This is a genomic window from Microbulbifer mixtoriginis (SeqCode), assembly GCF_052467705.1.
Genome location: NZ_CP174322.1, coordinates 4,189,318 through 4,214,851, shown reverse-complemented (window position 1 = coordinate 4,214,851; position 25,534 = coordinate 4,189,318). Strand labels below are relative to the sequence as shown.

The following is a 25,534-nucleotide window of genomic DNA, read 5'->3' as shown; positions in this document are numbered from 1 at the left end:
TCAATCTTCATGCCAGTATTTATCCCAGGGATGGCGCCTATCCGTTCCTATTGTCCACAATTTTTGCGATATGTTGGTGCAGAAAACCTTTTTTCTGCTCTGAATTGGTGCTTAGTTAAATTTTGTGGATTATTAAGCGGGAAATGTCATCTTAAGTTACTGAGAGGCAAATAAGGGATTAACCAAGAGGGGCTTTAGAAAACATACAGGAGGTGGGAAAGCAGTAGGATCAGCGCTATGAGCTGCCAGAATAAAATTGGATTTTTTTCCAGTAGAGGATGGTTCTGGGCAGGTTTGAAGGTTGGATTGGGATGCTGCAGGTCCTGGATAAATTCGGATAGGCTATCGTATCTTTGTTTAGGATTGGGGGCACAGGCTTTTTGCAAGGCACTATCTATCCAGTGGGGGATATCCTTGCGGTGCACATATGCATTTGTATAACGCAATTGTTGATAACTTTTGAGGTGATAGTGCAGATTGCCGAGGCGCTCAGGGTAGGGATATTTTCCTGTGAGTAATTCATAGACAATTATTCCGAGAGAAAAAATATCCGAACGATGGCTGGCGCTATCGCCAAAAAAGAATTCAGGAGCCGCATAATTCTTACTGCCTGGAGTATCAATTTCTGTGAAATGTAATTGCTCCCTAAGGCCTGGTCCATCGACCCCTCCAAGGTCAATGATCACTAGACGACCATTGTTGCGGATCATAATATTCTCCGGCTTCAGATCGCCGTGTACAATCTCTAATCGCTGCAGGCTGCGCAGGGCACTTACCAGCTGAGAAAGTAATTCCCTTACCTGGGATACTTCTGGCTGAGGGTTAAGTTGCATCCACTGTCGCAGCGTCTGCCCCTCAATATACTCGAGAACATGATACATGCAAGCGCGTTCGGCTCTTGGGGCGTATAGCTTGATAATCCCTGGATGATTTATTCGCCTGCCGGTCCATTCTTCGGCGATAAAACGCTCGATATAGTTTGGATCATCACAGTAATTTACCGATGGAGTTTTCAGCGCGCGAAGCTCTCCGGTCATATGATCTTGGGCCAGGTATAGGTGGCTACGTTTACTGGCATAAAGCTCCTGCAAAATAAGAAAACCATCGAGTTTTTGTCCTGGGTTCAGATCGGGAGCGAAGGGAAGCGTTCGGCTGTGCATTGCCAATTCGTCGCATTGAGGAAAGTCCAGATTATTAACCCTGGCGACGACTGCACTCAGGTTATCTTTGGAACCTGATTTTAGGGCCGCATCAATGAGTTGTTGTGGTGTAGTTTTGTCAAACTCAGAAAGTCTTTTCTGGATAGAAGTCTCTGGCAAAAAATCGTGAATGCCATCGCTACTCAGTAAATAAATATCACCGGTTTGCAGTGCTTCACAGCGGTAGTCCACTTCAATATGGACATCCATCCCCAGGGCTCTACTGAGAAAAGTGCGCCCAGGAGACAGCTGGTGGCTGTGATCACGCGTGAGGCACTCAAGCTTGCCAGCACGCAGGCGGTAGATACGTGTATCGCCGATATGCACCAAGTGGGCGCTGGTACCTTTAAAAATCAGGGCTGAGAAAGTGGTCAGCCAACCCCGCTGGATTTCCACACTGCCTCCACTTTGTCGGTATAGCCAGCTGTTGAGGGAGTGGAGTACTCGTGCAACAGCATGGCGAGTAGACCAGGTTTCCGGGGTGCTGTAATAGTCTGAGAAAAAACCGTTGATGGCTGCACGAGCAGCTTCGCCGCCGGCCTCGGCGCTGGCGACACCATCCGCTACTGCGGCGAGTGCGCCATAGCGCTTTAACTCTAGCCTCTCGGGTAGCCGTACGGCACAAGCATCATCATTGTGTTGGCGATGACCGGAACAGGTAGCACTGAAAATTTGCAGAGCATGCAACTCTTTACTCTGCAAATTTTTAGAAGCTCCATGGGCGTTTTGTATCCCTACCGGAGTTTTTGTGTGCTGTTCTTTATCAGGCGACATCGATCATCGACACGCTGCCATCTGGGTGTACCTCAGCCATTTGACCCTCGGGTTCCTCCAATAATAACAGTGCTGTAAAGCCGAGAAGTGCGGTGATGCCGATAACCATAAAAAATGTTTGGTAGGAAACCAGGCTTAACACGGTGAGATAAAAAACTGCTCCGACATTGCCGTAGGCCCCAGTCATACCTGCGATCTGCCCGGTAAGACGGCGCTTGATTAGAGGGACTACAGCAAATACAGCCCCTTCACCGGCTTGCACAAAGAAAGAGCAGGCCATGGCAGCGGCTACCGCCAAGTAGAGTGGCCATTCGGCATCAATCAGGCTCATGGTGAAGTAACCCAGTGCCAGGCCTGCAGTTAGTATCAGCAAGGTGGGTTTGCGTCCCCAGCGATCACTGATTAAGCCGCCTGCTGGACGAGACATCAAGTTCATGAAGGCATAAGCTGAGGCAAGTAATCCCGCTTTTACAGGGTCTAGGGTAAAAGTCTCAGAGAAAAACAGTGGCAACATGGATACTACTGCGAGTTCTGAACCAAATGTAGCAAAGTAAAGAAGGTTGAGTACGGCTACCTGCTTAAATTTATAACGATGTACGGGAGCCGGTGGATTAGTGAAAATCTCCCGGTTGATGCTATATGTCTTGCGTGCATCCAGTAGGTAAAGTAAGCCGAGCCCACAATAAATCAAGGTGGCAGCGAGACTGGAAATCAAGTTTACACCGCTTGAAAGTTTCCAGGTCAACAACGCCAGTGCGGCATACATTGGTACCTTCATAATCAGTAACAATACAAAGTCTCCTGAACTAGTGACCTCCATAGCCCCTATTTTTTTTGGTTTGAAATAAGTGGAGCCCTTGGGGGTATCGGTAACGGAGAAGTAGTAAATCACACTATATACCAGTGCAATAACTCCGGTGATTCCAATCGCATAGCGCCAGCCATTGTCGCCACCAAAAAATAGAGCGATGGTCGGTAAGCTCATAGCGGCAGCGGCAGAGCCAAAATTACCCCAACCGCCGTAAATTCCCTCAGCAGTGCCCAGTTGACGGGCGGGGAACCACTCGGAAACCATGCGGATACCAACGACAAAACCAGCACCAATAAAACCGAGCAGAAAGCGACCTATTGCCGCCTGCATAAAGTTATCCGCTAGGGCAAAAATAAAGCAGGGTACACTGCCGATAGCAAGCAACAGGGAGTAGGTAAGCCTGGGGCCGTATTTATCGGTGAGCATCCCGATTACTACTCGTGCTGGAATGGTTAGGGCTACATTTAAGATCAGTAGCGTTTTTACCTGATCAGGAGTCAATGACAGGCTTTTCGATATTGCCATCAATAATGGGGCATGGTTAAACCAGGCAAAAAACGTAATGAAGAAGGCCACCCAGGTTAGGTGAAGAATCTTTATCCTTCCTCGAAATGAAAAAAGATTGAGGGATTCACTAGACATGCGCATTTCCTTTATTTGCATACTTCACAGGCATAAAAAAAGCCCACCACCGCGCCCCTTTGGTCGCAGTCAATGGACTCCATTGCCCGATATTTTTGTTGAAAGAGCGATTGACTGTGCGAATGCGCTTAGCGGCAAGCCATTGCACCATCGATATATTCTCATTCAATTAATGTGCCATTATTTCTTGGAATTGAGGAAATCCACAGTTTGATGGTATAGCTCTGGCCTGAAGTTTTGACTGTTTATCGTTGCTATCTCACTAAACCCCCTGCACATCTCTATTAACTGCTGGGCTTTTGTCTCACAGGGACGACCGTTGTCATTATCGATATGGGCAAACAGGTGCCAGCCTGGGTTGGCTATGATATTGGTGTTGCGGCGGTAGAGAATCTGATCATTCAGGGAGCGCTGCAACAGTGACTCTGGTAAATTCAGATAGTGTTTCTGTGATAATAATCCGGCTGCTTCGCAGCGATTTTCTCTTGCTATTAACCAGGAGCAGGCTTTCAGTAATGCTGCACGCAAAGCTAGATGGCTGACTGGGTTGGCCTTATGCCAGCTTTGGGTCACAGCTAATACTTTTTCCGGCATTGCCGGCAATAGTGTATTGCAGGCCGTAACAACCACTCCAGTACCCTTTTGGGCTGCAAGGCTATTCCATGGTTCGCCAACACAGTAACCATCAATAATGCCGCTGAGAAGGCTTTCCAGCATTTGTTCGGGGGGTAATATAATAAGCTGTATATCCCGATCCGGATTCACACCTGCGGCCTGTAACCAATGGCGCAACTGTAGTGTGTGACTGGAGAAAGGGTAAACCGTGGCCAGTCTTATCGGTGAGATGCCAGTGTTTTTCTGCAGGTACTGTTTTAGTGCTACACCAATATCAGTTTTCGTTTCTTCTGTTGTGTAGTGCTGCAGGCGTTGATAGAGATCCTCTGATAGGGTAATGGCGTTGCCATTACAACTGAGAATCAAACCACTGATAAGTCGCTCTTTACAGTCAGGTAGAGTTTCTGGGAGCGTTAATGGCATAGGGGCCAGCATGGCTGCTGCATCGGCCCTACGCCCGATCAATTTATCGCGCAGAGTTGCCCAGGAAGTCTCCCGCTTTAACTCCACCTCAAGGCCAAATTGACTAAAGTAACCTTTCTCCTTGGCAATGATTAGGGGGGCGCTGTCGGTGAGTCTGAGGTACAGCAGCTTGATAGATTTCTTTTCCGGGTACAGTAAGGAAGACATTAGGGATTCAATGCTCGCTCTGAAAATATTGAATAAGCTGTTCGGCTACCGCGTGCATGGTGGCATTACTACTCATAGCAAGATTACGCAAAATCTTATGCGCATCCTCCTCGTTGAGTTTTTTCTTGGCCATTAGTAATCCTTTGGCTCTTTCAATGGTTTTTCTATCACTGAGTTGCTGTTGGGTTTTCTCAAGTGATTGTCGCAACAGCTGAAAGCTCTTGAATTGAGCCATGGCAATTTCTATTGCCGGGGCAACTCTTTCGGTAGTGATCCCCTCGGCCATATATGCGCTGACCCCAGACTCAACTGCGCGACTGATAAAGTCCGCACTGTTGTGGCTGGAGAACATAGCTACTGGTGTCGGTGCCTCACGATTAACGATGGCAAGGCTCTCTAGGATGTCTCTATCAGGGGATTCAATGTCGATCAACACCACATCGGGGCGATATTTCTCTACTTGGAATAGAAGCCCTTCGGCACTGCTGATTTGCGCAACAATAGTGTATCCGGCAGATTTTAAACACTCACAGACAAGGTGAGCGCGTTCTTGATTATCATCAACCAACATGATGGCAGGGCTAATATTCGTCACGACTTGAAGTGGCACTCGTTTGTGGCTAGATAGACGGCTTACCAAAGTACAATCAAAACTTGTGCCAAAATCGTGAGAGAGGGGCAAATAAAATAAATTCTTCTAATTCCATGAAGTACAGTATGAGATATCCGCTGTTTCTTATTACGCCATTTTGGAATTATTGATCTTTTAGTACAAGAGGAGTTTTTGAGAGGAAATCTGGCCAGGTCACTTTGAAATGAAGATGCTAAAGAAGTTTTTTGAAAACACTTCCAGGTGGGTATATGAAAAGAATTTACATCATTATCAATTTCTGATGGGTGAAAGATCCTATTGCCAGGTTTTTTTTGTGATGATTAGCCTAATGAGAAAGAACTTTTAGGGAATTAACAAACCCAATTGTTTGGCCAGTGTGAAACCAAAGAGTATTTGTATTATTTAAGTTGGCCCGATTCCTTTGTTGCTTCTCACGGGTGATAGAAAGTTCCTTTTCACAGTTTATTCTTTTTTTGTCGCTGTGACCTTATGATGTGCTTGAATTAATGTTGCAGCTGTAACTTATTAATAGCCTTATAAATTTCACCAATTGTGGCTATTAGATAGCTTCTCTTTCAATCCCAGTTTGCTGAGTTTACACTCGGCCTGACTATAAAATGGGCAAACTAGTCCTTTTTGAGGTGGATGTAGTTGTAAATTCATAATATTAAATATGAGGGGCACGGCGGTGATAATAGCCATACCTAGAGAGACCGTAGAGGGGGAGGCGCGTGTTGCGGCAACTCCGGAGAGCGTAAAGCGATTAATTGACTTGGGTTTTTCTGTTGTTGTACAAGCCGGGGCTGGTGAAAAGGCTAGCTTTGCCGATGAATTATATCGACAAGCTGGTGCTGAGATCCGTGGGGATATAGTGGCTTGCCTAAAGGGGGCGGAAGTTGTTCTTAAAGTGCAACCGCCAACGGATGAAGAGTTGGCTTTAATCCCTAAGGGGGCAACATTGATTGCCTTCTTAAAGCCAGCACAAAATGCCGAGCTCCTACAAAAGCTTGCCGATAATGATATTAACGCACTTGCCGTAGAGTCCATCCCCAGGATTTCCCGGGCCCAGAAAATGGATGCGCTCAGCTCCATGGCTAATATTGCCGGCTATCGTGCCGTCATCGAAGCCGCACATAATTTTGGTCGTTTTTTTACCGGGCAAATCACCGCGGCGGGAAAAATCCCTCCAGCCAAAGTTCTCGTTATTGGTGCAGGTGTTGCCGGACTCTCGGCAATTGGTACAGCTAAAGGTATGGGAGCCATCGTTCGGGCATTTGATACCCGAGCCGAGGTGCGCGAACAAGTAGAATCCATGGGGGCCGAGTTTCTCACAGTAGAGGTGGAAGAGGAGGGCTCGGGTTCTGGCGGATATGCCAAGGAGATGTCGAAGGAATTTATTGAAGCGGAAATGGCGTTGTTTCGCGAACAGGCCAAGGATGTGGATATTGTTATTACGACGGCATTGATACCCGGTAAACCAGCACCAAAACTATGGCTTGCCGATATGGTTAACAGCATGGCGCCTGGCTCTGTGGTGGTGGATCTGGCGGCAGAAATGGGGGGTAACTGTGATTACACCGTCCCTCACCAGAAAACAGTACATAGTGATGTGACAATCATTGGCTACACCAATTTACCCAGCCGTGCAGCGGCACAGTCTTCCCGATTGTACTCCACCAATCTCGCCCATTTACTCAGTGAACTCACTCCGAAAAAGGATGGTGAAATAGATCTTAATTTTGAGGATGAGGTTATTCGTGGAGCGACTGTGGTTAAGTCAGGGGAGATCACCTGGCCGCCTCCCGCTCCCAAGATCTCTGCGCAGCCCCAGAAGCCAACAAAAGCCGCAGAGGAAACCAAGGTTTCCCTCGAAGAAAAAGTTGAAAAGCGCAAATCTCCCCTATCTATTTTTGTTTTCTGGGCAATCGCTGGAATATTACTTCTTTGGCTTGGCCGGGTAGCTCCATCAGACTTCGTTTCACACTTTACCGTTTTTGTGCTGGCCATTTTTGTCGGTTGGCAGGTAATTTGGAATGTCACCCATGCCCTGCATACCCCATTGATGAGTGTTACTAATGCGATTTCTGGGATTGTTGTAGTGGGGGCATTGTTGCAATTGGGAGCTACTGGTTCTGGGCTTGTAACCTTGCTGGCCTTTGTTGGTGTACTTGTAGCTAGTATCAATATATTCGGTGGTTTTTTTGTTACCTACCGGATGTTGAAGATGTTTCGTCGTTAAGAAGGGAGATAAGTGATGAACGGTATGATTGCAATGGCTTATCTTTTTTCCGCGGTAATGTTTATTTTAAGTCTGGGCGGTTTGTCCAGTCATGAAACTGCGCGCCGGGGGAATATCTACGGAATGGTTGGTATGGCGGTTGCCATAATAGCCACTATTTCCGGTATTGCCTCCGGCGCTTACTGGTTGGTGATTATTGCCATGGTGGTGGGGGCTGTAATAGGCCTGTCACTCGCAAAACGCGTGGCTATGACACAGATGCCGCAGATGGTAGCCCTTCTGCACAGCTTCGTTGGCCTTGCGGCAGTTTTAATTGGTTGGGGAGGCTTTCTCGATCCTCGAGTCAATCTCCATGGTTCTGCACATGTTGTGCACAGCACAGAAATTTATCTTGGGGTGTTTATTGGGGCTATCACCTTAACGGGGTCACTTGTTGCTTTTTGTAAGCTACAGGGCATAGTTTCCGGTAAGCCCTTGATGTTGCCGGCTCGGCACTGGCTTAACCTAATTGCTATCCTGGCCTGTATCGTATTAGGTGTGCTCTTTGTGCCTGCAGAAGTGAGTGGGCCTACGGTTATCAATCTACTAGTGATGACCGCTATTGCTTTATTGTTAGGTATCCACTTAGTGGCTGCTATCGGTGGGGCTGATATGCCGGTGGTTATCTCCATGCTGAACAGTTACTCAGGATGGGCCGCAGCGGCTACTGGATTTATGCTAGGCAATGATCTGCTTATCGTAGTTGGTGCACTCGTTGGTTCTTCCGGTGCGATCCTCAGCTATATTATGTGCCGCGGTATGAATCGCTCTTTTATCAGTGTGATTCTCGGTGGTTTTGGCTCTGACGGTGGGGAAGTCTCCGATGAGGAAGTCGAGGGTGAGGTGATTGCCATTGACCAGCAGGAACTTGTCGATGACCTCAAGAGCGCCGATAGCATCATTATCGTGCCTGGGTTCGGAATGGCTGTTGCCCATGCGCAGCAAGCCGTCAGCGACTTGACCGATCGCCTGCGCGGTATGGGTAAAACAGTGCGTTTTGGTATCCATCCTGTTGCAGGGCGACTGCCGGGCCATATGAATGTCTTACTGGCCGAAGCCAATGTGCCTTACGACATAGTGTTAGAGATGGATGAAATTAATCCCGACTTCCCCAGCACCGACTTGGTACTGGTGATCGGAGCCAACGACACTGTAAACCCCGATGCCGTAGAAAAACCCGGCTCTCCAATTGCTGGAATGCCTGTAGTGGAAGTTTGGAAAGCGCGCAAAGTGGTGGTGCTTAAACGTTCTATGGCCTCTGGTTATGCGGGTGTGGCAAATCCCCTGTTCTATAAAGAGAATACTCGTATGTTGTTTGGCGATGCCAAAGACAGTCTGCAGGGTGTAATTGGGAGGGTTTGCGACTAATAAAATAGCGCCTGATGTTTAATCATTAGGTGGCTATTACCCAATGGGGCTGAGACACTGATACCAGATTGGTATTGGATGTTTCAGCTCCATTTGTTTTTTCAGAGTGAAATTATTCTTAAATTACTTTGACTATCGCTGGCTTTGATTAATAGTGATAACCTCCCCTACTTTAATAGTATTAGACAAAAATATTAAAGGAGCTGGGGGATGGGGACCCGTTTTCGTAAACTTGCCTTGCAAGGAATGATGGCGTTTGGAACGCTTGCTCTGATTGCTTGTGGTAGTGGCGGCGGCAGCGGAGATGATACGCCTGAAAGAACGAGTGCTACGGGTACTGCTGGTAATGCAGAGCTTCCTACCCCGGCTGGAGCATCTTGGGTAGAGAATAACTTTTTGCCATCCTCGACTTTTGTAGCTAGATGCGTCTCACCAAGAACTGGTACCGACCCAGCAACTGGCTACGAATATATCGATCAGCTGGGAACACGCGTCGACGAAAACAACTGGCTTCGTTCCATGAGTAATGAAGTCTACCTTTGGTACGATGAAATTACAGATAAGGATCCGGCAAGCTTTGATGACTCTTTGGCTTACTTTGATCAGCTGAAAACGTTTAAGAAGACGCCCTCCGGCCGAGATAAGGATCGTTTTCACTACACGATTCCGACCAGCGAATGGTTATCGCAAACCGAGTCCGGAGTCTATGTTGGCTATGGACTTCAGTGGGCACTTCTATCGAGTGAGCCACCACGAAAGGCAGTAGTCGCCTACCTAGATGAAGAAGGCAATGAAAGTTTGCCAGGTATTATTACTCGGGGTGCTGAGGTGATCAGTGTGGATGGAGTCGACTTGGCCAATGATGAAGATATAGATACGCTAAATAATGGCCTGTGGCCTGAGAGTGAAGGTGAATCCCACACTTTTGAATTTAGGCAAGTGGGCTCCTCCACGATTGAAAAGGTTACTCTAGTTGCCTCAGCAGTGAAGTCTGATCCAGTTCAGTTTGTAAAGACCGAGGTGACGGGCTCCGGTCGCAGAGTGGGCTATATACTTTTCAATGATCATATTGCAACAGCTGAGGCGGAATTAATTAATGCAGTTACCCAGTTAGATACTGCTTCTGTTGAAGATTTAGTGTTGGATTTACGCTATAACGGCGGTGGGTATTTAGATATTGCCGCAGAGCTAGCCTATATGATTGCTGGTACAGTAACAATTGGCCAGCCCTTTGAGCGGACCAAGTTTAATAATAAGCATCCAGAGACAAACCCAATCACAGGGAAACCAATTGACTCGACCCCGTTTCATACCTCTGCGCTTGGGCTTATAGATGAGGGTTTGAAAGGAGCCCCTTTGCCTACATTGAACCTTCCACGTGTATTTGTTTTGACCAGTGAGAATACTTGCTCGGCCAGTGAAGCTATTATTAATGGCTTGCGCGGAGTAGATATAGAGGTTATTCAGATTGGTGAAACTACTTGTGGCAAGCCCTATGGTTTTTATCCGTTGGATAATTGTGGTACTACTTATTTCACAATTCAGTTTTCTGCTGTGAATGCTAAAGGCTTTGGCGATTATTCAGATGGGTTTGCCCCTAATGGTACCGATAATACAGCTGCTGATTTGCCGGGTTGTCATATCGGCGATGACTTTTATCATCTTTTAGGTGATGCCAATGAGGCTCGTTTTGCGGCAGCCCTAAACTATATTGAAACAGGGGAGTGTGGTGATATAGCCGTTAGTGCATTTTCTGAGTCTGGTATCAATTCACGCATTCCAGTATCAAATGTTCAAGTGCCAAAAGAAGCTTCTCGTAGCAATCGGATAATGGTGAGATAAAATGAAAATTGCAGCCCTGATAGGTTACTGCTGTCTTGCCGTTATATGCTTGGGATGCGCCTCTCAGTCAAATATTCAGAATGTCCAACCGGCGCTTTTGAAAAAGGTTAGCCCAGAAGTTACTGCGGAGATACAAGTGCTGGTTTCAGAAGCCTTGGGTGGGGTTAAAGTTACTCTGGGCTCTGAAGTGTTTGTAGAAAAAAGTATTCTGGTCGTTGAACGTAATCGGCAGCATATGGCATTAATTGGTCGAGATATGGCGAAGCCCATCAAATTCCAGTTACTTACGGATGGGCGGAAGTGTTGGCTTGCTCGACTTTCTAGCGATGAGATGTGGGAACTGTCTGTACCCTGTGAGCTTGCTGTTGATGAAGATACTTGATGGAGATTATCAAGAAACGGCAAAGGCCGCTTCTTGATAAAACATCAGCGCAGCAAGTTAGACTTGCGTACATCCGGCTTCTTCGCAGCTCGATAGATTAAAGCGATTTTACCAATCTCCTGGATCAGTTCAGCAGAGGATTTCTGGCAGAGCTCCCCTACAATCTGATGTCGGACTTCACGGTCAGCGATCATCAGCTTTACCTTGATCAGCTCGTGATCTTCCAGTGCACGTTCCAGTTCTTCCATCACGCCCTCGCTGAGCCCATTGCCCGCTACAGTCACGACAGGTTTGAGATTGTGACCGAGAGAGCGCAGTGCTTTTTTGCGGTCGGCGGTTAAAGGCATACAATACTCCATTACCACTTTGTGGATATCGATATGGGAGTGACCAAAAGCCTCGATCTTCGTCAGCAGTTGTTTGGCTGACCCGATCGCGGCTTATGACCGCTCTTACTAATAAGCTGTAGTGATTGTAGGCATTGTACCCGATGGGCCGATCTAAGAGCAGCCACCGCTGGCTGCGTGAACATTTTAATGACCATTACGTCAAACAGTCCCAGAAAGAGGGCTATCGCTCCCGTGCCAGCTACAAGCTGCAGGAGTTACAGGATAAGGACCGTCTGTTCAAGCCAGGCATGACGGTTGTCGACCTGGGCGCTGCACCGGGAGGGTGGTCTCAGGTGGCGATGGAGCTAGTGGGGCACAAAGGCCGGGTTTTGGCGTCTGATATATTGCCGATGGACCCCCTGGCCGGTGTGGACTTTGTGCAAGGTGACTTTACTGAGGAGTCAGTGCTCAACGAGCTGCTGCAACATCTTGGCGATGAGATGGCAGACCTTGTGATTTCCGATATGGCCCCCAATATGAGTGGGATACGCGATGTTGATCAGCCCGCCTCCATGTATTTGGTAGAGTTGGCAGTAGATATGGCCCGGCAGGTATTAAAGCCCGGCGGTGCTTTTGTTGCCAAAGTCTTCCAGGGAGAGGGGTTTGATGAGCTGATCCGCGACTTGCGCGCGAGCTACAACAGTGTTGTGACTCGTAAGCCTGGCGCCTCCAGGCCTCGCTCTCGCGAAGTCTATTTGGTGGCCAGGGGCTTTAAGGGCAATTAGGCGCGAAGGCGTATTTCTAGTCTGCCTGCTCGATATGGTATAAGCATTATTCCTATTGGGCGGCAGGGCTGTTGTCTCCTACACCTATACTGATTTGATGGGTATAGATAGGATCGGCACAGCAAAATGAACGGATTTTGAGTGCGAAAGCGAGAGGGCTATCCCTTTGAATGATATGGCAAAGAACCTTGTACTGTGGTTGATCATCGCGGCGGTGCTGCTGATGGTATTTCAGAATTTTAAGCCGCAGACACGGGATGAGGCTCTCAGTTATTCCGACTTTGTTCAGGATGTGCAGTCGGGACAGGTGAAAAGCGTCGTTGTGGATGGTCTGGTGATTACTGGCGAAAAAGCCGACGGCAGTCGTTTCAAGACTATCCAGCCACAGATTATTGACGATGAACTCACCAATGAGTTGGTGCGCAGTAATACCCAGTTCGTTGGCCGTGAACCTGAATCTCCCAGTATCTGGCAGCAACTCTTGGTAGCGAGCTTCCCGATCCTCATTATTATTGCCGTCTTTATGTTCTTCATGCGCCAGATGCAGGGCGGTGCTGGTGGCCGTTCCGGACCTATGGCTTTTGGTAAAAGTAAAGCGCGCCTATTAGGCGAGGACCAGATCAAGACCACCTTCGCCGATGTTGCGGGTGTGGATGAAGCAAAGGAAGAAGTACAGGAGCTGGTAGAGTTTCTACGAGACCCCACTAAATTCCAGCGCCTGGGCGGTAATATCCCCCGTGGTGTACTGATGTGTGGTCCTCCCGGAACCGGTAAGACCCTGCTGGCTAAGGCCATTGCCGGTGAGGCAAAAGTGCCCTTCTTCTCTATTTCCGGTTCCGACTTCGTAGAAATGTTTGTCGGCGTGGGTGCTTCCCGCGTCCGTGACATGTTCGATCAGGCCAAGAAGCAAGCTCCCTGCATTATCTTTATTGATGAAATCGACGCCGTAGGCCGCCACCGTGGCGCCGGTGTTGGCGGTGGTCATGACGAGCGTGAACAAACACTCAACCAGCTACTGGTAGAGATGGATGGCTTTGAAGGCAATGAAGGGGTGATCGTGATCGCCGCCACTAACCGCCCGGACGTACTAGACCATGCTCTGTTGCGCCCCGGTCGATTCGACCGTCAGGTATTTGTCGGCCTACCGGATATCCGCGGCCGCGAGCAGATTTTGACTGTGCATATGCGCAAGGTACCACTGGATGACAAGGTCAATGCTCAGACTATTGCGCGGGGTACACCCGGTTTCTCCGGTGCCGATTTGGCCAACCTGGTCAATGAAGCCGCATTGTTTGCTGCCCGTGCCAACAAACGTACGGTGACCATGGAAGAGTTTGAACGTGCCCGTGACAAAATCATGATGGGTGCCGAGCGCAAGTCCATGGTGATGAATGAGAAAGAGAAAGTGAATACTGCTTATCATGAAGCGGGTCATGCGATTATTGGTCGCCTGGTCCCAGAACATGATCCGGTACACAAGGTCACCATTATCCCTCGCGGCCGTGCACTGGGTGTTACCCAGTTCTTGCCTGAGGAGGATAAGTACAGCCTTTCCAAACGTGCGATTGAATCCCAGTTGTGTTCACTGTTTGGTGGTCGTATTGCCGAAGAGATGACCCTGGGTATAGATGGTGTGACAACCGGCGCGTCCAACGATATTGAGCGCGCTACCGACTTGGCACGTAGTATGGTGACCAAATGGGGACTCTCTGAGAAACTTGGTCCCTTGCACTATGGAGAAGATGAAAGTGGCCAGCCCGGGCAGGGTAACCCGGTTTCCGGCAAGACCTCTAATGATATTGATGAAGAAGTTCGCCGTATCATTGATAGCTGCTATGAACGTGCCAGCCAGTTGCTAGAGGAAAATCGGGATATCCTTGAAGCGATGAAAGATGCCCTGATGGAATATGAAACCCTGGACGCAGAACAAGTGGACGACCTGATGGCTCGTCGCAAAGTACGTCGACCTAAAGACTGGGAAGACAACAATTTTGGCTCCGGTGGCAACAGCTCAACCGATGAAGTGGATAAAACGGATACATCTGAGGCCTCTACTGAGGCAGACAAGAGTAACCCGGTTGGTGGCCCGTTAAACGAGCACTGATTCTCAGCGAAACATTCAAATGGCATAAACGGAATGTAGGTCGGGATGGCGTCAGTCCACCCCGGTTCGACATTCCGTTTTTTTATCTCTGTATATGAAAATCACCTGTGGAAAACACACACTAGACCTCTCCTCACCGGTAGTGATGGGGGTTCTCAATACCACCCCAGACTCTTTTTCCGATGGCGGCAGTTACTATCAGGCTGGCATGCTAGACCTGTCTCTTGTCTTGCGCCGGGCCGAGCAAATGCTAGACGAGGGGGCCGCAATTATTGATGTGGGTGGTGAGTCCACTCGACCTGGAGCCTCTCCTATTTCTGAGCAGGAGGAGCTCGATAGGGTGCTCCCCGTGGTAGATGCTATTTGTACGAGGCTGGATATTGTCGTCTCGGTAGATACCAGTACACCAACAGTGATGCGTGAAGCCGCTAAAGTGGGAGCTGGGCTTATCAATGATGTTCGTGCGCTTGAGCGAGAGGGGGCACTTGAGGCTGCCGCGCAAACAGATTTACCGGTATGTCTTATGCATATGCAAGGGCAGCCGGATACCATGCAAACTTCCCCCAATTATAGAGATGTAGTAACGGAAGTCGCCCATTACCTGGCGGGCCGTATTGAGGCCTGTGGTGCGGTGGGAATTAACCGAGAGCGCCTCTTGCTGGACCCAGGCTTTGGCTTTGGCAAGACCGACGCCCATAACCTGGCTTTATTGGGTGCCTTGTCGCAACTGGGCCCAGTGGAAGTCCCTATACTGGCTGGCTTGTCGCGTAAGTCGATGATTGGGCGCCTGTTGCAGCGAGAGGTGGAAGATCGGCTTCCAGGTAGCCTTGCACTTGCTATGCTAGCAGCCCAGCGAGGGGCAAAGATTTTACGGGTGCACGATGTTGCAGAGACAGTTGATGTTCTGCGATTACAGCAAGCTGTCGAGGGGTTTAAAGCCTAATTCCTACAAACATTAGCCTCCTAAAATTGTAGAGGCATTTTTAAAATTTTTACAAATTAAATGCGGCGTAGTTAGCTGCAGTAGAGAACAGAAATGGAAAGAAAGTACTTTGGCACTGACGGAATTCGTGGACATGTGGGAAAGGGGCCAATAACCCCGGACTTTATGCTGAGGTTAGGGTACGCCACTGGTAAGGTACTGGGTAAGATGTCTGCGGGTAAGAGGTCCAGTCGCCCCTATATTTTGATTGGCAAGGATACGCGAGTGTCCGGCTATATGTTTGAAGCTGCCCTGGAGGCGGGTTTAATCTACTCAGGAGTTGATGTGGGCCTATTGGGCCCCATGCCTACCCCTGCTATTGCCTACCTCACTCGCACTTTCCACGCTCGGGCGGGAATCGTAATCAGCGCCTCGCATAACCCTTTTCACGATAACGGCATCAAGTTCTTCTGTGCCGAAGGCTACAAATTGCCCGACGAAGTAGAGCGCGAGATCGAAGCTGCGCTCGAGCTTCCCATGGAAGCGGCGGAAAATCTAGGCAAGGCATATCGAGTAGATGATGCGGCCTCGCGTTATATCGAATTCAGCAAAGCATCCACACCTTGGAACTTTTCCTTGGGTGGTCTCAAAATCGTTCTTGATTGCGCAAACGGGGCCACTTATCACATAGCACCAAAGGTCTTTCGAGAACTGGGGGCAGAAGTGACTGCCTTAAGTGCTAGCCCGGATGGGCTAAATATCAATCTGGAATGTGGCTCCACCAAACCCAAGCAGCTACAGAGCGCAGTAGTGGAGCAAGGTGCTGATCTCGGGATCGCTTTCGATGGTGATGGCGACAGGGTTTTGTTTGTTGATCGCAATGGTGATCTTGTCGACGGGGATCAGCTGCTCTTTATTATCGGCCTTTACCAGCAGGAGCATCTTGGGGGCTGTAAGGGCATTGTCGGTACCCTGATGAGTAATTACGGCTTTGAGTTGGCCTTGCGGGAGCGCAATATCCCGTTTGAGCGCGCTAAAGTTGGCGACCGCTATGTGCTCGAAAAAATGAAGGCCAATGGCTGGATGCTGGGTGGTGAATCTTCTGGCCATATCATCTGCGCCGATGCTTCAACAACCGGAGACGGCATTGTTGCTGCTCTTCAGGTGCTTCGAGCCCTTTCTGAATTTGGCCTACCTCTGCACCAGCTCAAGGCGCGCATGCAGATGCTTCCCCAGCACATGATTAATGTGCGACTTGGACATCGCGATGGTATACTCGACCATCCGGAAGTTATGGCAGCGGTCAGTGATGCGGAGCTTCAGCTCGCTGACAATGGTCGTGTTCTGCTGCGTCCCTCTGGTACTGAGCCCCTTATCCGGGTAATGGTGGAAGGCCGTGATAGCACACAGGTAGAGCAACTGGCACAGCAGATCTCCGCTGTAGTACAAAGGGTTGGGGGCGGCTGAGCCCTTCATTAGGGGGGCTCCTGAGGCGTTCTATAGGGCGCCATCAGTGAGATAGGCAAACTCGTATATTTTTGGTTGTATGTTGGCGGCAATGTCGCTAAGATTTGCGCCCCTTAAAGGAGCACACATGCGAATACCGCTGGTAGCAGCTAACTGGAAAATGAACGGCAATAAAGCCTTTGCCGAACGTTTTTTTTCTGACTTCGACTTGCAGGCTATTGCCGCTCACGTGGTTGTTTGCCCGCCATTTCCTTATATTCCCCTGGTGTCCCAGGTAGCAGAAGATAGGGAGCGCTTTAGTGTTGGTGCGCAAAACCTCAGTCAGGAATCCAGTGGCGCGTATACCGGTGAAATATCCGCTGAAATGCTACTCGACTGGAATGCTCGCTATGTCATTGTTGGGCACTCCGAGCGTCGCAGTCTCTATGGGGAGACAAGCGAGCTGGTAGCCAAGAAGTTTGTGGCTGCCCAGCAGGCTGGTTTGATCCCGATCCTTTGTGTCGGGGAAACCCTGCAAGAGCGTGAGCAGGAGCGTACTCTCGAGGTGATCGCAAACCAGCTTAAAGCTGTTAGCGACATCATCGAAAGTGATACCTGGAAGCATTCAGTTGTGGCTTATGAACCTGTTTGGGCAATAGGCACAGGTAAAACTGCAACGCCTGAAGAAGCGCAGGACGTTCACCAATTTATTCGGGGTGAGCTCGGTAATGTAGGTGAGCATGTACAGATTTTATATGGCGGTAGTGTAAAATCCGCTAATGCCAGCGCCCTGTTTGCGCAGGCTGATATTGACGGCGCCCTTGTGGGTGGCGCTTCGCTTGATGCGAAAGAGTTCGCCGCAATTTGTCGCGCTGCTGAATAATATTCAGCGAGCGGATTAGGGAATACTAAAAACGGGTTAGCACAACCCCGGTAGAGAGTTTCCAGAAAATGGAAGAAATTGTTTTAGGTATACACGTTCTGGTTGCATTGGGTATTATCGGCCTGATTTTATTGCAGCAAGGTAAGGGTGCCGAGGCCGGTGCCTCCTTTGGTGCAGGTGCATCTCAGACAGTTTTTGGTAGTCAGGGTGGCGGAAATTTCTTTTCCCGCTTGACAGCAATTCTTGCTACTGTATTCTTCGTCACCAGTTTGGGGCTGGCCTTTCTGGCTCGCCAAAACGCAGATGCCGATGTCGATGCAAATCTGCCGCAAATACCTGCTGCAGTTGAGCAAGTTGGACCGGCCAACGAGTTGCCAGAAATCGAAAGCGATATCCCGCAACTTGAATCAGATCTGGAAGCCGGTGATGTTCCTCAGGCTCCGACTGAAAGCAGCGATTCGCAAGAGCCAGCTGTAAATCAGGAAACTGATTCAGAGGAACAGCAGTAAAGATTTTTGCCCAGGTGGTGGAATTGGTAGACACGCTATCTTGAGGGGGTAGTGAGCTATGCTCGTGCGGGTTCAAGTCCCGCCCTGGGCACCACATCAAGATCCGAAGAAGTTCGGAATCATCCAGAGAGCCCCGTAAATCGGGGCTTTTTGCTATCTGGAGGTTACACAGCCCTCCGCTCTCGTTTGTTGTCATCTGGTGCTACATTTGGTGCTACCTAGTTCAATTTAGAAACTGGTAGCACCACCATGGCTCTGGCAGATACTCAAATCAAGCAGGCCAAACCAAGCGACAAGGATCAGTGGCTTACGGATGGACAGGGACTGCGCCTGTTGATCAAACCTACTGGCTCCAAGTATTGGCGGCTTAAATGTCGATTCCAAGGAAAGCAAAAGACGTTGGCCTTGGGCGTTTGCCCCTCTGTATGTCTCAAACAGGCGAGGCAAAAAGTAGCTGGAGCAAAACAGCTGTTAGCAGAGGATCGTGACCCTTCAGCACAGAAACGAGTTGAGAAGTACCAAGCCAGAGTCAGTATTGACCGGAGTTTTGCTGCTGTTGCTGAAGAGTGGTGGAACCACCAGAAAGGAACCTGGACAGAGGGCCATGCCAACCGTGTATGGACTAGGCTACGAGATAATACCTTCCCTCGAATTGGCCAAAGGCCTATAGCTGATCTTCAGCCCCAAGATGTAATAGCCATTGTCCGCGATATTGAGGATTTGAAGGAAATACTTGGGCACCGGGAGAAAACTTAAAAGATTTCCTTGCTCTTCTCAGGAGTTAGATTTCCTCCTCTCTTCAAAGTGAGGGTTTAATTGCTAATGAGGAGAAAGCAAGCACTTTAGCCCCAAATTCATTTTGCGAGCTTGTTAATCTAGTCAAAAAGGATAATGCAGCGAATGAAATAGACTCGCTTCTTAGGGTGCTTCAAATACTTGCTATTGGGGCGTGTTTTGAAGCGGCCTTTGAGGATCGTGACTACGAGGAAGCGATACTCTAAGCAATGGAGCTCAGGGCGACCCTTACTCATAGAGCTCCTGCTCACTCAATCGGTCTATCAGCGCGGACGATTCATCTCGTCGGACATCAAGAGGGCGGTAGCTTTTTTTAGTATCTCTTTCTCCCTTTCCAGGCGATTGATACGGGCTTCAAGCTCCTGAATTTTCTGCTGCTCAGTGGTAAGCGCTTTACTTGCAGGCGTCTCTCCACTCTGCCTCTAGTTGCTTCACCCAATGGCGGATAGTCGTTGTGCCAACATCCAGCGATCGGGCTGCTTCAGCAATTGAATAGCCCTGCTCTACTACCAAGCGGGCAGCGTCTAATTTAAATTCAGGAGAAAAGGATCGACGCTGTTTATTCATTTAACACCTCTATTTTCGAAGACAACTTTATCATCTAAATTGGTGCCCGGATTTGGTAGACCACTACAGCCATCAAAGGCTATGTCTCCTAATGGTACATTAGAATTACCTTTTTCGTTCATAGAAAAGTCCTCCCTTCCAGGGATACCCTTTCAAAGCTTTTAATTTTCTTTCTTTAGGTTGTTGGTAGTGATCGTTACTTAAAGACCCTTATAAGCCCTTTAAAGTGCCCCATATAACCTTAAAAAAACCAGCACACCGGCAAAATATTACCTTAGGACAACAAAACTTCAAGCCCAGTAGCCATGCGATTTTCAGAGTATGTGGAGTGGGGCTGGAAGGATTGGAACTGGCGCATAAGAGAACGTTACTGGGCTCAGAATTTTTGAATAGACAAAAGGAGTACATGAACCGAAGTATTTTATAAAGTATGAAGTTTTTGTACCGCTTGCTAAATTCCGAAAAATTCTTGCTAAACACAAGATACCCCAAAGCATGAGCCGGAAATGGGATTGTTGGAATAATGCCTATGTTGAGAGCTTTTTCCGCTCTCTGAAGATAGAAGCCATCTGCCATGATTCACTACTGAATAGAGAAAATGCCCGTCAAGCAGTGTTTGAATAAATTGAAGGCTACTACAATAAAAACGGTGAAAACACCTTGGGTTATATCAGCCTGGTACAGTACGAGTCACAAAAAAATACACTGGAGTGTGTCCGCTTATAGTGTACTAGATCAAGCTTTGTTCTAAGGAGTATCTATGAAGACAATATTACTACTAATATCCATCGTTATATCTCTCCCCTTGTTTGCGATAGAGTATAACTGGAGTAAGTGGGAAGAGCAGTGTGGAAGGGAGCGTACTCAACTTGAGCTTAATCAATGTGCATATCAGCAATTCCTATCTAGTAATAATCAGTTAAATGTAGTCTATGAAAAAACTATAAATTCTCTAACCCTACAGAAACAAAAAAAGCTACGTACTGAACAGCGTTTATGGCTTAATAAACGTGATTCTAGTTGTCTTACACAAACAAATGAAGAAGCAGCTGGAGGATCAATCTGGCCAATGCTTTATCAATTATGTAGAGCAGGCGAAACTGATCGTCGAATAAAGCAATTGCGCAAATTGATTTCACACTAGCTTTACGAATAGTTCGTGGACCCTTGCACAAAAGGAATTGTGAGGCTTCACATAAATTGGACTGGCCACTACAGCCAATCCAAAGCGAGTTGTCAGATATATCCCGCGGAGCAGCAGTAAGAAAGCACTTTATCATGCATCATTGAGTAGCTAGGCTTACTTAAATTTCTCAAGGGCCGCCTCGGTAGTGGTCAATTATTTCCGGACAGTAGGTTAACTTCTCTTCTGCTTTCACGGGCGGTATTTCGTCATTGTGTTGGTGGGGACGCTCCCAATTGTAGTAAGTCATCAGGTAATGTCTGATGTCTCGCCTTACTCCTGTGATGGATGTGTAATCAAGAGACGGTATCCATACATTTGGTTGGGTTTATCTATATTAAACTGGCGGTCAAATTTATTTGGTATACTTAAGTGCTCTACGATTGCTCTCTTATACTTATGATGATCAGGTTACTTATACACCAAACCCGCTTCACTCATGAGTCTTCGAACTTTAAAGCGCCCTATTGGTACTCCCTGCGCATAAAGTAAACCTATGATTGTACGGCTTCCTGCAGAGCTACGGCAGCGCTCGAAGAGTTCAATGACCTTGAAGCGAAGGTGCATTCTGGGTACATCAGCGGAGCTCTTCTTTTTCCTATATTCGTGGTAGCATGATCGAGGTGTTTCAAAAGCTTTACAGACCAGTTCCACGGACTCCTGCTCACTCAATCGGTCTATAAACGCGTATGATTTATCTCGTCGGACATCAAGAGAGCGGTAGTCTTTTTTAGTATTCCTTTCTCCCTTTCCAGACGATTGATACGGGCTTCAAGCTCCTTAATTTTATTGCTCAATGGTAAGCGCTTTACTTGTAGGTATCTCTCCACCACGCTCTGTCTCTAGTTGCTCGTGGGATAGCCGTTGTGTCAACATCCAGTGACCGGGCTGATTTAGGGGTTGAATAGCCTTGATCTACTGCTAGGTGGGCAGTATCTAGTTTAAATTCTGGGCAAAAGGATCGATGTTGTCTACTTATTAAACACCTCTATCTGCGGTGGCAACTTTACTTCCTAAATTGGTGTTCGGGTTTAGTAGAGCACTACAAACTAAGCAAGACAGGGAGTAGTTGATACAAAATATAGGCTTAAGTGATCAGTAATAGCTGGCCATCATTGATATACCCGACTAGCATTACCTTGCCCTACTTGATGCAATGAGGCCCGGCTACTAGAGTTGCTTTGCACTATTTTTTGTCGGTTCCCATTTCCAATCTGGACACTTTCAATAACGCTAAAATTACTTTTCTGAATAATTGAAAGGCTATTTCTATCGCCAAGCTGCTTGGCAATTATGTTTAGGTCACTTCCCATTTGATGAAAGGTTGACTGATTTTCATTGCCAATCTGGCGAGTAAGGATGGTGAGGTTCTCTCCAGCTTGATCAATGCCTGTAACATTTTTATTGCCTTGTTGTTCATTAGAAGTGTTAATGTTTTGACCGCTCTGGTTAATGGTGAGTTGGTTAGCTAAGCCAAACTGATTGGAGTTAATGCTGCTTAACTCAGTACCTTGCTGATTGACAATTACTTGATTGTTGGAATTGGTTAGTTGTATGTCTTTGCTTTTTTCAATGGATTTCTGGCTTGGGTTATCAGATGTGTGGTCTCCACTCTGGCGTAAGACAATAGTGTTGTTGCTACCATTTTGTGTAATTGAAGTCTGGTTGTTATCCCCTTTCTGAAATATACTGGAAGTGTTGTCAAAACTGCTAGCCTGGCTGATTAAGACCGCATTAGAGTTCCCAATCTGTCGAATTTGTAAGCTATTCCTAGCAGATAAGCTTTGTAAGATTCCTGCATGATTTTTGGCTCCCTGCTGAAATATATCGACATTGCTTTTATTTGTTGTAACTAAATTAATAAATGTAGAATTTTTTTGGTTCAGTTGAGTAATGGAGATAGTATTGAAAAAGCTAGATTTGCTTTCCTCTACAGCGGTATGCTGAATATTGCCTTCTTGATGTACTTTTATAGTACTGGATATGCTCCCTTCTTGTTTGGCAATGAAATAATTTGAACCTCCTATCTGAGTATTGATGACTCTATTTTTGTCTCCAGAAATTTGGTTTGTGTTTGAATAGTTTTGGTTGCCCTGTTGATTAATGAATATGTTGCTGTTGATGCTGTTAGTCTGGGTGACAGATAAAATATTTTTACTGCCAAGTTGGCGATTAATAATGGATGAGGTTATGGTTCCTGGCTGAGAAATATTTGCCTGATTTAAGTCGCCTATTTGAATGGGTTGTATGCTGCTTCCAAGTGTTTCTTCATTTTGCTGGGTATTCACAATATTCTTATTGCCATTTTGAATGCTCGCCCTGAAATTATTGTTATTTTTTTCTGGTTGATCGCTGCTGGAGTTGAAATCTGTTTGTAAGTGATCCTGAGAGTTATGATTCCCTGCGGCAAAGGCTGCAATGCTAATAAATGTAATTATCCCTGTGAATAAGTTGCAATATGGCTTCATGTGTGACTCCTTTACTGCATGAGTCTGAAATAAATGGCAGGTCTATATTGAGATCTAATTATTTTTTGGATTCTTTAAGTGGAAAATAAGGTTGAAATGATCTCCTTCGTGAATTTAGAGGGAGCCCCGCTTGTAGGAGAGTGTTCCATCTAGCGTTGCGATTGGTCTGCCTTCTAAGTAAATCTTCTCATAAAAGTATCTATAGGTGTCAGATTATCCGCCATGGGAAATAAGTGTTGAAATTATGAGAAAAAAGTATGGGTTTGGCGTATGTTGCTTTTTTTGTGATTCTGCATATGCCTAGAGTGAAGGTCTGAAAAAAATTTGGCAATTTATTCTACGGATTGTTTTATAGTTTTAGGCGCTTTATTGATTATTTGAGTTAACTGTATAGGAATATTCTCTTAGATTTGTTGAGTGTCTATTTCTATATGTGCACTGGCGGATTTATTATATTGAGGCGCTATTGAGAGGCCATGTTTTTGATTGTGTCGCCCCAGCTTTTTTCGGTTAAATGATAAAGCCAGCGGTTTTAATATGCATTGGAGTCTGGATATGGATATTGTTGTACTGAGGAAAATAAGAGTTCGGCCTGTATCTCAAATGACAGTAATGCTGTTGGTATATAAATATAGATAAACGTAAGGCCACCTAACCCCAACTCTTGTAACCATTTATTGCTGATGCCACCGCAGTCTATGCTGCTTTGGGGCTTATTAAAGGTGTGTAGTTAGCGAGAGGTTTAAGCCGCCAGAGTATTACCAGATTTTAACGTTAAGATTATGAGGAGGGATTCTTCTTGTCTCATTTATCACGTCGAGATTTCTGTCTTGGTACCTTGGCGGCATCTCTATTGGCTAATTCTAATATGAGGGCGCAAATCAATGGCACCAGGGATTCCTCTGCAAGGCCTGTGCTGCCAATTCCTCCGGAGTTGAGGGCGGACTCAGCCGGAGAAATCAATCTAGTAGCCAAGCCAGCGGAGAAAGTATTTCTCAAGGGAGTAACAACGCCGACCTATGGCTTTAATGGCCCCTTTTTAGGCCCGGCTTTGCGCTTGCGCAAGGGTGAAACGGTAACGGCCAACGTAAATAATCAGTTGACCCAGAATGTAACTGCACACTGGCATGGCCTGATTGTACCGGGTCATGCCGATGGTGGTCCTTATATGCCCATCAAGCCGGGCCATACATGGACTGCAAAATTACCGATTATCCAGCCGGCGGCGACACTTTGGTTTCATCCGCATCTCTATCCCACCACTGCCGAGTTGGTACTTAAGGGGCTGGCAGGGCTGATTATCATTGATGATGAAAATAGTGATGCCTTGCCTCTGCCGAAGCGTTGGGGGGTGGATGATATCCCTGTGATTATCCAAGATAGGCGCTTTAACAAAGACGGCAGCTTCTTTCATCGCTTTAATGAGATTACGGTTGCAGCGGGCTATTGCGGGGATATCTTGCTTACCAATGGTGTGGTCAATCCGGTGGTTAATCCCCCAAGAGGATGGGTGCGCTTCAGGATTCTGGACGGATCAAACGCTCGTAACTACCGACTCTCCACTAGTGATCAGCGGCCCATCTTTGTGATTGCCACGGACGGTGGATTTTTACCAGAACCCGTAGAGGTTAAAGAATTACCCATAGCTGCCGGGGAGCGTTACGAGGTAATGGTGGACGCTCGCAATGGCCAGCCCTTTGATTTTATAACTCTACCAGTGCCCCAACAGGTGATGCGGTTGCCCCCATTCGATGGGCCTGTAGTGTTTCTTAGTGTGGTGCCCACTAGTGAGGAGGGGCGGGGTTCTTTACCTGAGCGGCTGGTATCAATGCCTGAAATACCGGCTAAGCTGCCGCCGATCAGCCAGAAGTCGGTAATGCAGATGAATCGCTCGCAGATCGCAGACAAACTTATTGATGCGACAGGACTGGAAAAAATGGTAGCCTCGGGAAAAACGGACCCTGCTGTGGTAGCCAGGGTGCTCAAACTCATCACTGAGGCGCCGGCGTTGCCTTTGAAAGCACAATTGACCGCTAATGCGGTTAATGGTGTTTCATTTTCATTCACTGAACCTGGGTTCAAGGCCCCCATTAATACAGACTTGCACTGGCGAATTTCTGAGGGCAAAGACACTATGCTACACCCGGTCCATATTCACGGTTGCCAGTTTCGGCTGGTTAAATTTAACGATGCTACGCCGCCGGCCTATATGCGTGGCTGGAAGGATACGGTGCCTATATCCAATGCCGGTAGTGCAGAAATCTATGTACGTTTTCCTCTGGAGGCGATGCCGGATATGCCCTACATGGTGCATTGCCATGTTCTGGAACATGAGGACTCTGGCATGATGACAGAGTTTAGTGTGGCCTAGTAAAGAGGGCCGCGCGGG

At 47.5% G+C, this 25,534-nt stretch carries 20 protein-coding genes, 1 tRNA gene and 2 pseudogenes; 14 read left to right on the top strand and 9 right to left on the bottom strand.

The genetic code is table 11. The features are described 5' to 3' along the window. Positions 1 to 194: 194 nt before the first annotated feature. The 4 genes from ACJJIB_RS18445 to ACJJIB_RS18430 form a co-directional block, all read right to left on the bottom strand. Positions 195 to 1,973 (bottom strand): bifunctional protein-serine/threonine kinase/phosphatase, encoded by a 1,779-nt coding sequence (locus ACJJIB_RS18445; RefSeq protein WP_444887115.1) that lies wholly within the window; start codon positions 1,971 to 1,973, stop codon positions 195 to 197. Continuing rightward, positions 1,963 to 3,426 (bottom strand): NarK family nitrate/nitrite MFS transporter, encoded by a 1,464-nt coding sequence (locus ACJJIB_RS18440; RefSeq protein WP_252083204.1) that lies wholly within the window; start codon positions 3,424 to 3,426, stop codon positions 1,963 to 1,965. Before ACJJIB_RS18440 ends, ACJJIB_RS18445 begins: the two co-directional genes overlap by 11 nt. 180 nt (positions 3,427 to 3,606) lie before the next feature. After that, on the bottom strand, positions 3,607 to 4,671 hold the full coding sequence (locus ACJJIB_RS18435; RefSeq protein ID WP_444887114.1) for a CmpA/NrtA family ABC transporter substrate-binding protein: 1,065 nt from the start codon (positions 4,669 to 4,671) through the stop codon (positions 3,607 to 3,609). A 7-nt stretch (positions 4,672 to 4,678) separates the two neighbouring features. After that, positions 4,679 to 5,266 (bottom strand): ANTAR domain-containing response regulator, encoded by a 588-nt coding sequence (locus ACJJIB_RS18430; protein WP_444887113.1) that lies wholly within the window; start codon positions 5,264 to 5,266, stop codon positions 4,679 to 4,681. 706 nt (positions 5,267 to 5,972) lie between these two features. On the opposite strand from ACJJIB_RS18430, the gene ACJJIB_RS18425 reads away from it, so the two are divergent. The 4 genes from ACJJIB_RS18425 to ACJJIB_RS18410 all read left to right on the top strand — a co-directional run bounded on the left by ACJJIB_RS18425 (position 5,973) and on the right by ACJJIB_RS18410 (position 11,154). Continuing rightward, complete coding sequence (locus ACJJIB_RS18425) at positions 5,973 to 7,523, top strand: Re/Si-specific NAD(P)(+) transhydrogenase subunit alpha (RefSeq protein WP_444887112.1); 1,551 nt, start codon at positions 5,973 to 5,975, stop codon at positions 7,521 to 7,523. A 15-nt stretch (positions 7,524 to 7,538) separates the two neighbouring features. Further along, a complete protein-coding gene (pntB, locus tag ACJJIB_RS18420) occupies positions 7,539 to 8,930 on the top strand; it encodes a Re/Si-specific NAD(P)(+) transhydrogenase subunit beta (protein WP_444887111.1) in 1,392 nt (463 codons plus the stop codon). Between the two features lie 210 nt (positions 8,931 to 9,140). Continuing rightward, positions 9,141 to 10,772, top strand: a complete 1,632-nt coding sequence (locus ACJJIB_RS18415) for a S41 family peptidase (protein WP_444887110.1) — start codon at positions 9,141 to 9,143, stop codon at positions 10,770 to 10,772. A gap of 1 nt (position 10,773) precedes the next feature. After that, positions 10,774 to 11,154 (top strand): hypothetical protein, encoded by a 381-nt coding sequence (locus ACJJIB_RS18410; RefSeq protein ID WP_444887109.1) that lies wholly within the window; start codon positions 10,774 to 10,776, stop codon positions 11,152 to 11,154. 44 nt (positions 11,155 to 11,198) lie between these two features. Here the strand turns inward: ACJJIB_RS18410 and yhbY are convergent, their stop codons facing one another. Then, positions 11,199 to 11,501 carry a ribosome assembly RNA-binding protein YhbY gene (yhbY, locus tag ACJJIB_RS18405; protein WP_252083197.1) on the bottom strand — a complete coding sequence of 101 codons (303 nt, stop codon included), beginning with the start codon at positions 11,499 to 11,501 and terminating at the stop codon, positions 11,199 to 11,201. A gap of 143 nt (positions 11,502 to 11,644) precedes the next feature. Between yhbY and rlmE the strand changes: the two genes are divergently transcribed. The 8 genes from rlmE to ACJJIB_RS18365 all read left to right on the top strand — a co-directional run bounded on the left by rlmE (position 11,645) and on the right by ACJJIB_RS18365 (position 18,888). After that, positions 11,645 to 12,268 carry a 23S rRNA (uridine(2552)-2'-O)-methyltransferase RlmE gene (gene rlmE, locus ACJJIB_RS18400; RefSeq protein ID WP_252083196.1) on the top strand — a complete coding sequence of 208 codons (624 nt, stop codon included), beginning with the start codon at positions 11,645 to 11,647 and terminating at the stop codon, positions 12,266 to 12,268. 175 nt (positions 12,269 to 12,443) lie between these two features. Continuing rightward, a complete protein-coding gene (gene ftsH / locus ACJJIB_RS18395; RefSeq protein WP_444887108.1) occupies positions 12,444 to 14,372 on the top strand; it encodes an ATP-dependent zinc metalloprotease FtsH in 1,929 nt (642 codons plus the stop codon). A gap of 94 nt (positions 14,373 to 14,466) precedes the next feature. Beyond that, positions 14,467 to 15,315: a dihydropteroate synthase gene (gene folP / locus ACJJIB_RS18390; protein ID WP_444887107.1), complete on the top strand. Its 849-nt coding sequence runs from the start codon at positions 14,467 to 14,469 to the stop codon at positions 15,313 to 15,315. A gap of 93 nt (positions 15,316 to 15,408) precedes the next feature. Beyond that, positions 15,409 to 16,761 carry a phosphoglucosamine mutase gene (gene glmM, locus ACJJIB_RS18385; protein ID WP_444882648.1) on the top strand — a complete coding sequence of 451 codons (1,353 nt, stop codon included), beginning with the start codon at positions 15,409 to 15,411 and terminating at the stop codon, positions 16,759 to 16,761. Positions 16,762 to 16,888: 127 nt separating this feature from the next. Then, the gene (gene tpiA, locus ACJJIB_RS18380) at positions 16,889 to 17,623 is read left to right on the top strand and encodes a triose-phosphate isomerase (RefSeq protein ID WP_444887106.1); all 735 of its coding nucleotides are present in this window, start codon (positions 16,889 to 16,891) and stop codon (positions 17,621 to 17,623) included. 68 nt (positions 17,624 to 17,691) lie between these two features. Continuing rightward, positions 17,692 to 18,132 (top strand): preprotein translocase subunit SecG, encoded by a 441-nt coding sequence (gene secG, locus ACJJIB_RS18375; protein ID WP_252083192.1) that lies wholly within the window; start codon positions 17,692 to 17,694, stop codon positions 18,130 to 18,132. An 8-nt stretch (positions 18,133 to 18,140) separates the two neighbouring features. After that, a tRNA-Leu gene (locus ACJJIB_RS18370) sits at positions 18,141 to 18,226 on the top strand. A gap of 155 nt (positions 18,227 to 18,381) precedes the next feature. Next, positions 18,382 to 18,888 carry a tyrosine-type recombinase/integrase gene (locus tag ACJJIB_RS18365; RefSeq protein ID WP_444887105.1) on the top strand — a complete coding sequence of 169 codons (507 nt, stop codon included), beginning with the start codon at positions 18,382 to 18,384 and terminating at the stop codon, positions 18,886 to 18,888. A gap of 282 nt (positions 18,889 to 19,170) precedes the next feature. Here the strand turns inward: ACJJIB_RS18365 and ACJJIB_RS18360 are convergent. Together ACJJIB_RS18360 and ACJJIB_RS18355 are read right to left on the bottom strand one after the other, a co-directional pair. Then, a pseudogene (locus tag ACJJIB_RS18360) lies at positions 19,171 to 19,494 on the bottom strand (transposase); the annotation flags it as partial. Then, on the bottom strand, positions 19,491 to 19,616 hold the full coding sequence (locus ACJJIB_RS18355) for a hypothetical protein (RefSeq protein WP_444887104.1): 126 nt from the start codon (positions 19,614 to 19,616) through the stop codon (positions 19,491 to 19,493). The gene ACJJIB_RS18355 and the pseudogene ACJJIB_RS18360, both read right to left, overlap by 4 nt. Before the next feature lie 638 nt (positions 19,617 to 20,254). On the opposite strand from ACJJIB_RS18355, the gene ACJJIB_RS18350 reads away from it, so the two are divergent. Then, entirely contained in the window at positions 20,255 to 20,638 is a 384-nt protein-coding gene (locus ACJJIB_RS18350; RefSeq protein ID WP_444887103.1) for a lysozyme inhibitor LprI family protein, read from the top strand. 169 nt (positions 20,639 to 20,807) lie between these two features. Here the strand turns inward: ACJJIB_RS18350 and ACJJIB_RS18345 are convergent. After that, positions 20,808 to 21,656: pseudogene (locus ACJJIB_RS18345) on the bottom strand (transposase). Between the two features lie 133 nt (positions 21,657 to 21,789). Further along, positions 21,790 to 23,145 (bottom strand): hypothetical protein, encoded by a 1,356-nt coding sequence (locus ACJJIB_RS18340; protein ID WP_444887102.1) that lies wholly within the window; start codon positions 23,143 to 23,145, stop codon positions 21,790 to 21,792. 799 nt (positions 23,146 to 23,944) lie between these two features. Between ACJJIB_RS18340 and cueO the strand changes: the two genes are divergently transcribed. After that, positions 23,945 to 25,516, top strand: coding sequence for a multicopper oxidase CueO (gene cueO / locus ACJJIB_RS18335; RefSeq protein WP_444887101.1), 1,572 nt, complete (start codon positions 23,945 to 23,947; stop codon positions 25,514 to 25,516). Positions 25,517 to 25,534 lie beyond the last annotated feature (18 nt).

Coding starts and splice junctions, on each gene's coding strand:
- ACJJIB_RS18365 (WP_444887105.1), top strand. CDS start 18,382: ATGGCTCTGGCAGATACTCAAATCAAGCAGGCCAAACCAAGCGACAAG.
- ACJJIB_RS18435 (WP_444887114.1), bottom strand. CDS start 4,671: ATGTCTTCCTTACTGTACCCGGAAAAGAAATCTATCAAGCTGCTGTAC.
- ACJJIB_RS18440 (WP_252083204.1), bottom strand. CDS start 3,426: ATGTCTAGTGAATCCCTCAATCTTTTTTCATTTCGAGGAAGGATAAAG.
- secG (WP_252083192.1), top strand. CDS start 17,692: ATGGAAGAAATTGTTTTAGGTATACACGTTCTGGTTGCATTGGGTATT.
- yhbY (WP_252083197.1), bottom strand. CDS start 11,501: ATGCCTTTAACCGCCGACCGCAAAAAAGCACTGCGCTCTCTCGGTCAC.
- glmM (WP_444882648.1), top strand. CDS start 15,409: ATGGAAAGAAAGTACTTTGGCACTGACGGAATTCGTGGACATGTGGGA.
- ACJJIB_RS18355 (WP_444887104.1), bottom strand. CDS start 19,616: ATGAACGAAAAAGGTAATTCTAATGTACCATTAGGAGACATAGCCTTT.
- ACJJIB_RS18340 (WP_444887102.1), bottom strand. CDS start 23,145: ATGAAGCCATATTGCAACTTATTCACAGGGATAATTACATTTATTAGC.
- ACJJIB_RS18445 (WP_444887115.1), bottom strand. CDS start 1,973: ATGTCGCCTGATAAAGAACAGCACACAAAAACTCCGGTAGGGATACAA.
- ACJJIB_RS18410 (WP_444887109.1), top strand. CDS start 10,774: ATGAAAATTGCAGCCCTGATAGGTTACTGCTGTCTTGCCGTTATATGC.
- folP (WP_444887107.1), top strand. CDS start 14,467: ATGAAAATCACCTGTGGAAAACACACACTAGACCTCTCCTCACCGGTA.
- ACJJIB_RS18350 (WP_444887103.1), top strand. CDS start 20,255: ATGAAGACAATATTACTACTAATATCCATCGTTATATCTCTCCCCTTG.
- ACJJIB_RS18415 (WP_444887110.1), top strand. CDS start 9,141: ATGGGGACCCGTTTTCGTAAACTTGCCTTGCAAGGAATGATGGCGTTT.
- tpiA (WP_444887106.1), top strand. CDS start 16,889: ATGCGAATACCGCTGGTAGCAGCTAACTGGAAAATGAACGGCAATAAA.
- pntB (WP_444887111.1), top strand. CDS start 7,539: ATGAACGGTATGATTGCAATGGCTTATCTTTTTTCCGCGGTAATGTTT.
- ftsH (WP_444887108.1), top strand. CDS start 12,444: ATGGCAAAGAACCTTGTACTGTGGTTGATCATCGCGGCGGTGCTGCTG.
- rlmE (WP_252083196.1), top strand. CDS start 11,645: ATGGGCCGATCTAAGAGCAGCCACCGCTGGCTGCGTGAACATTTTAAT.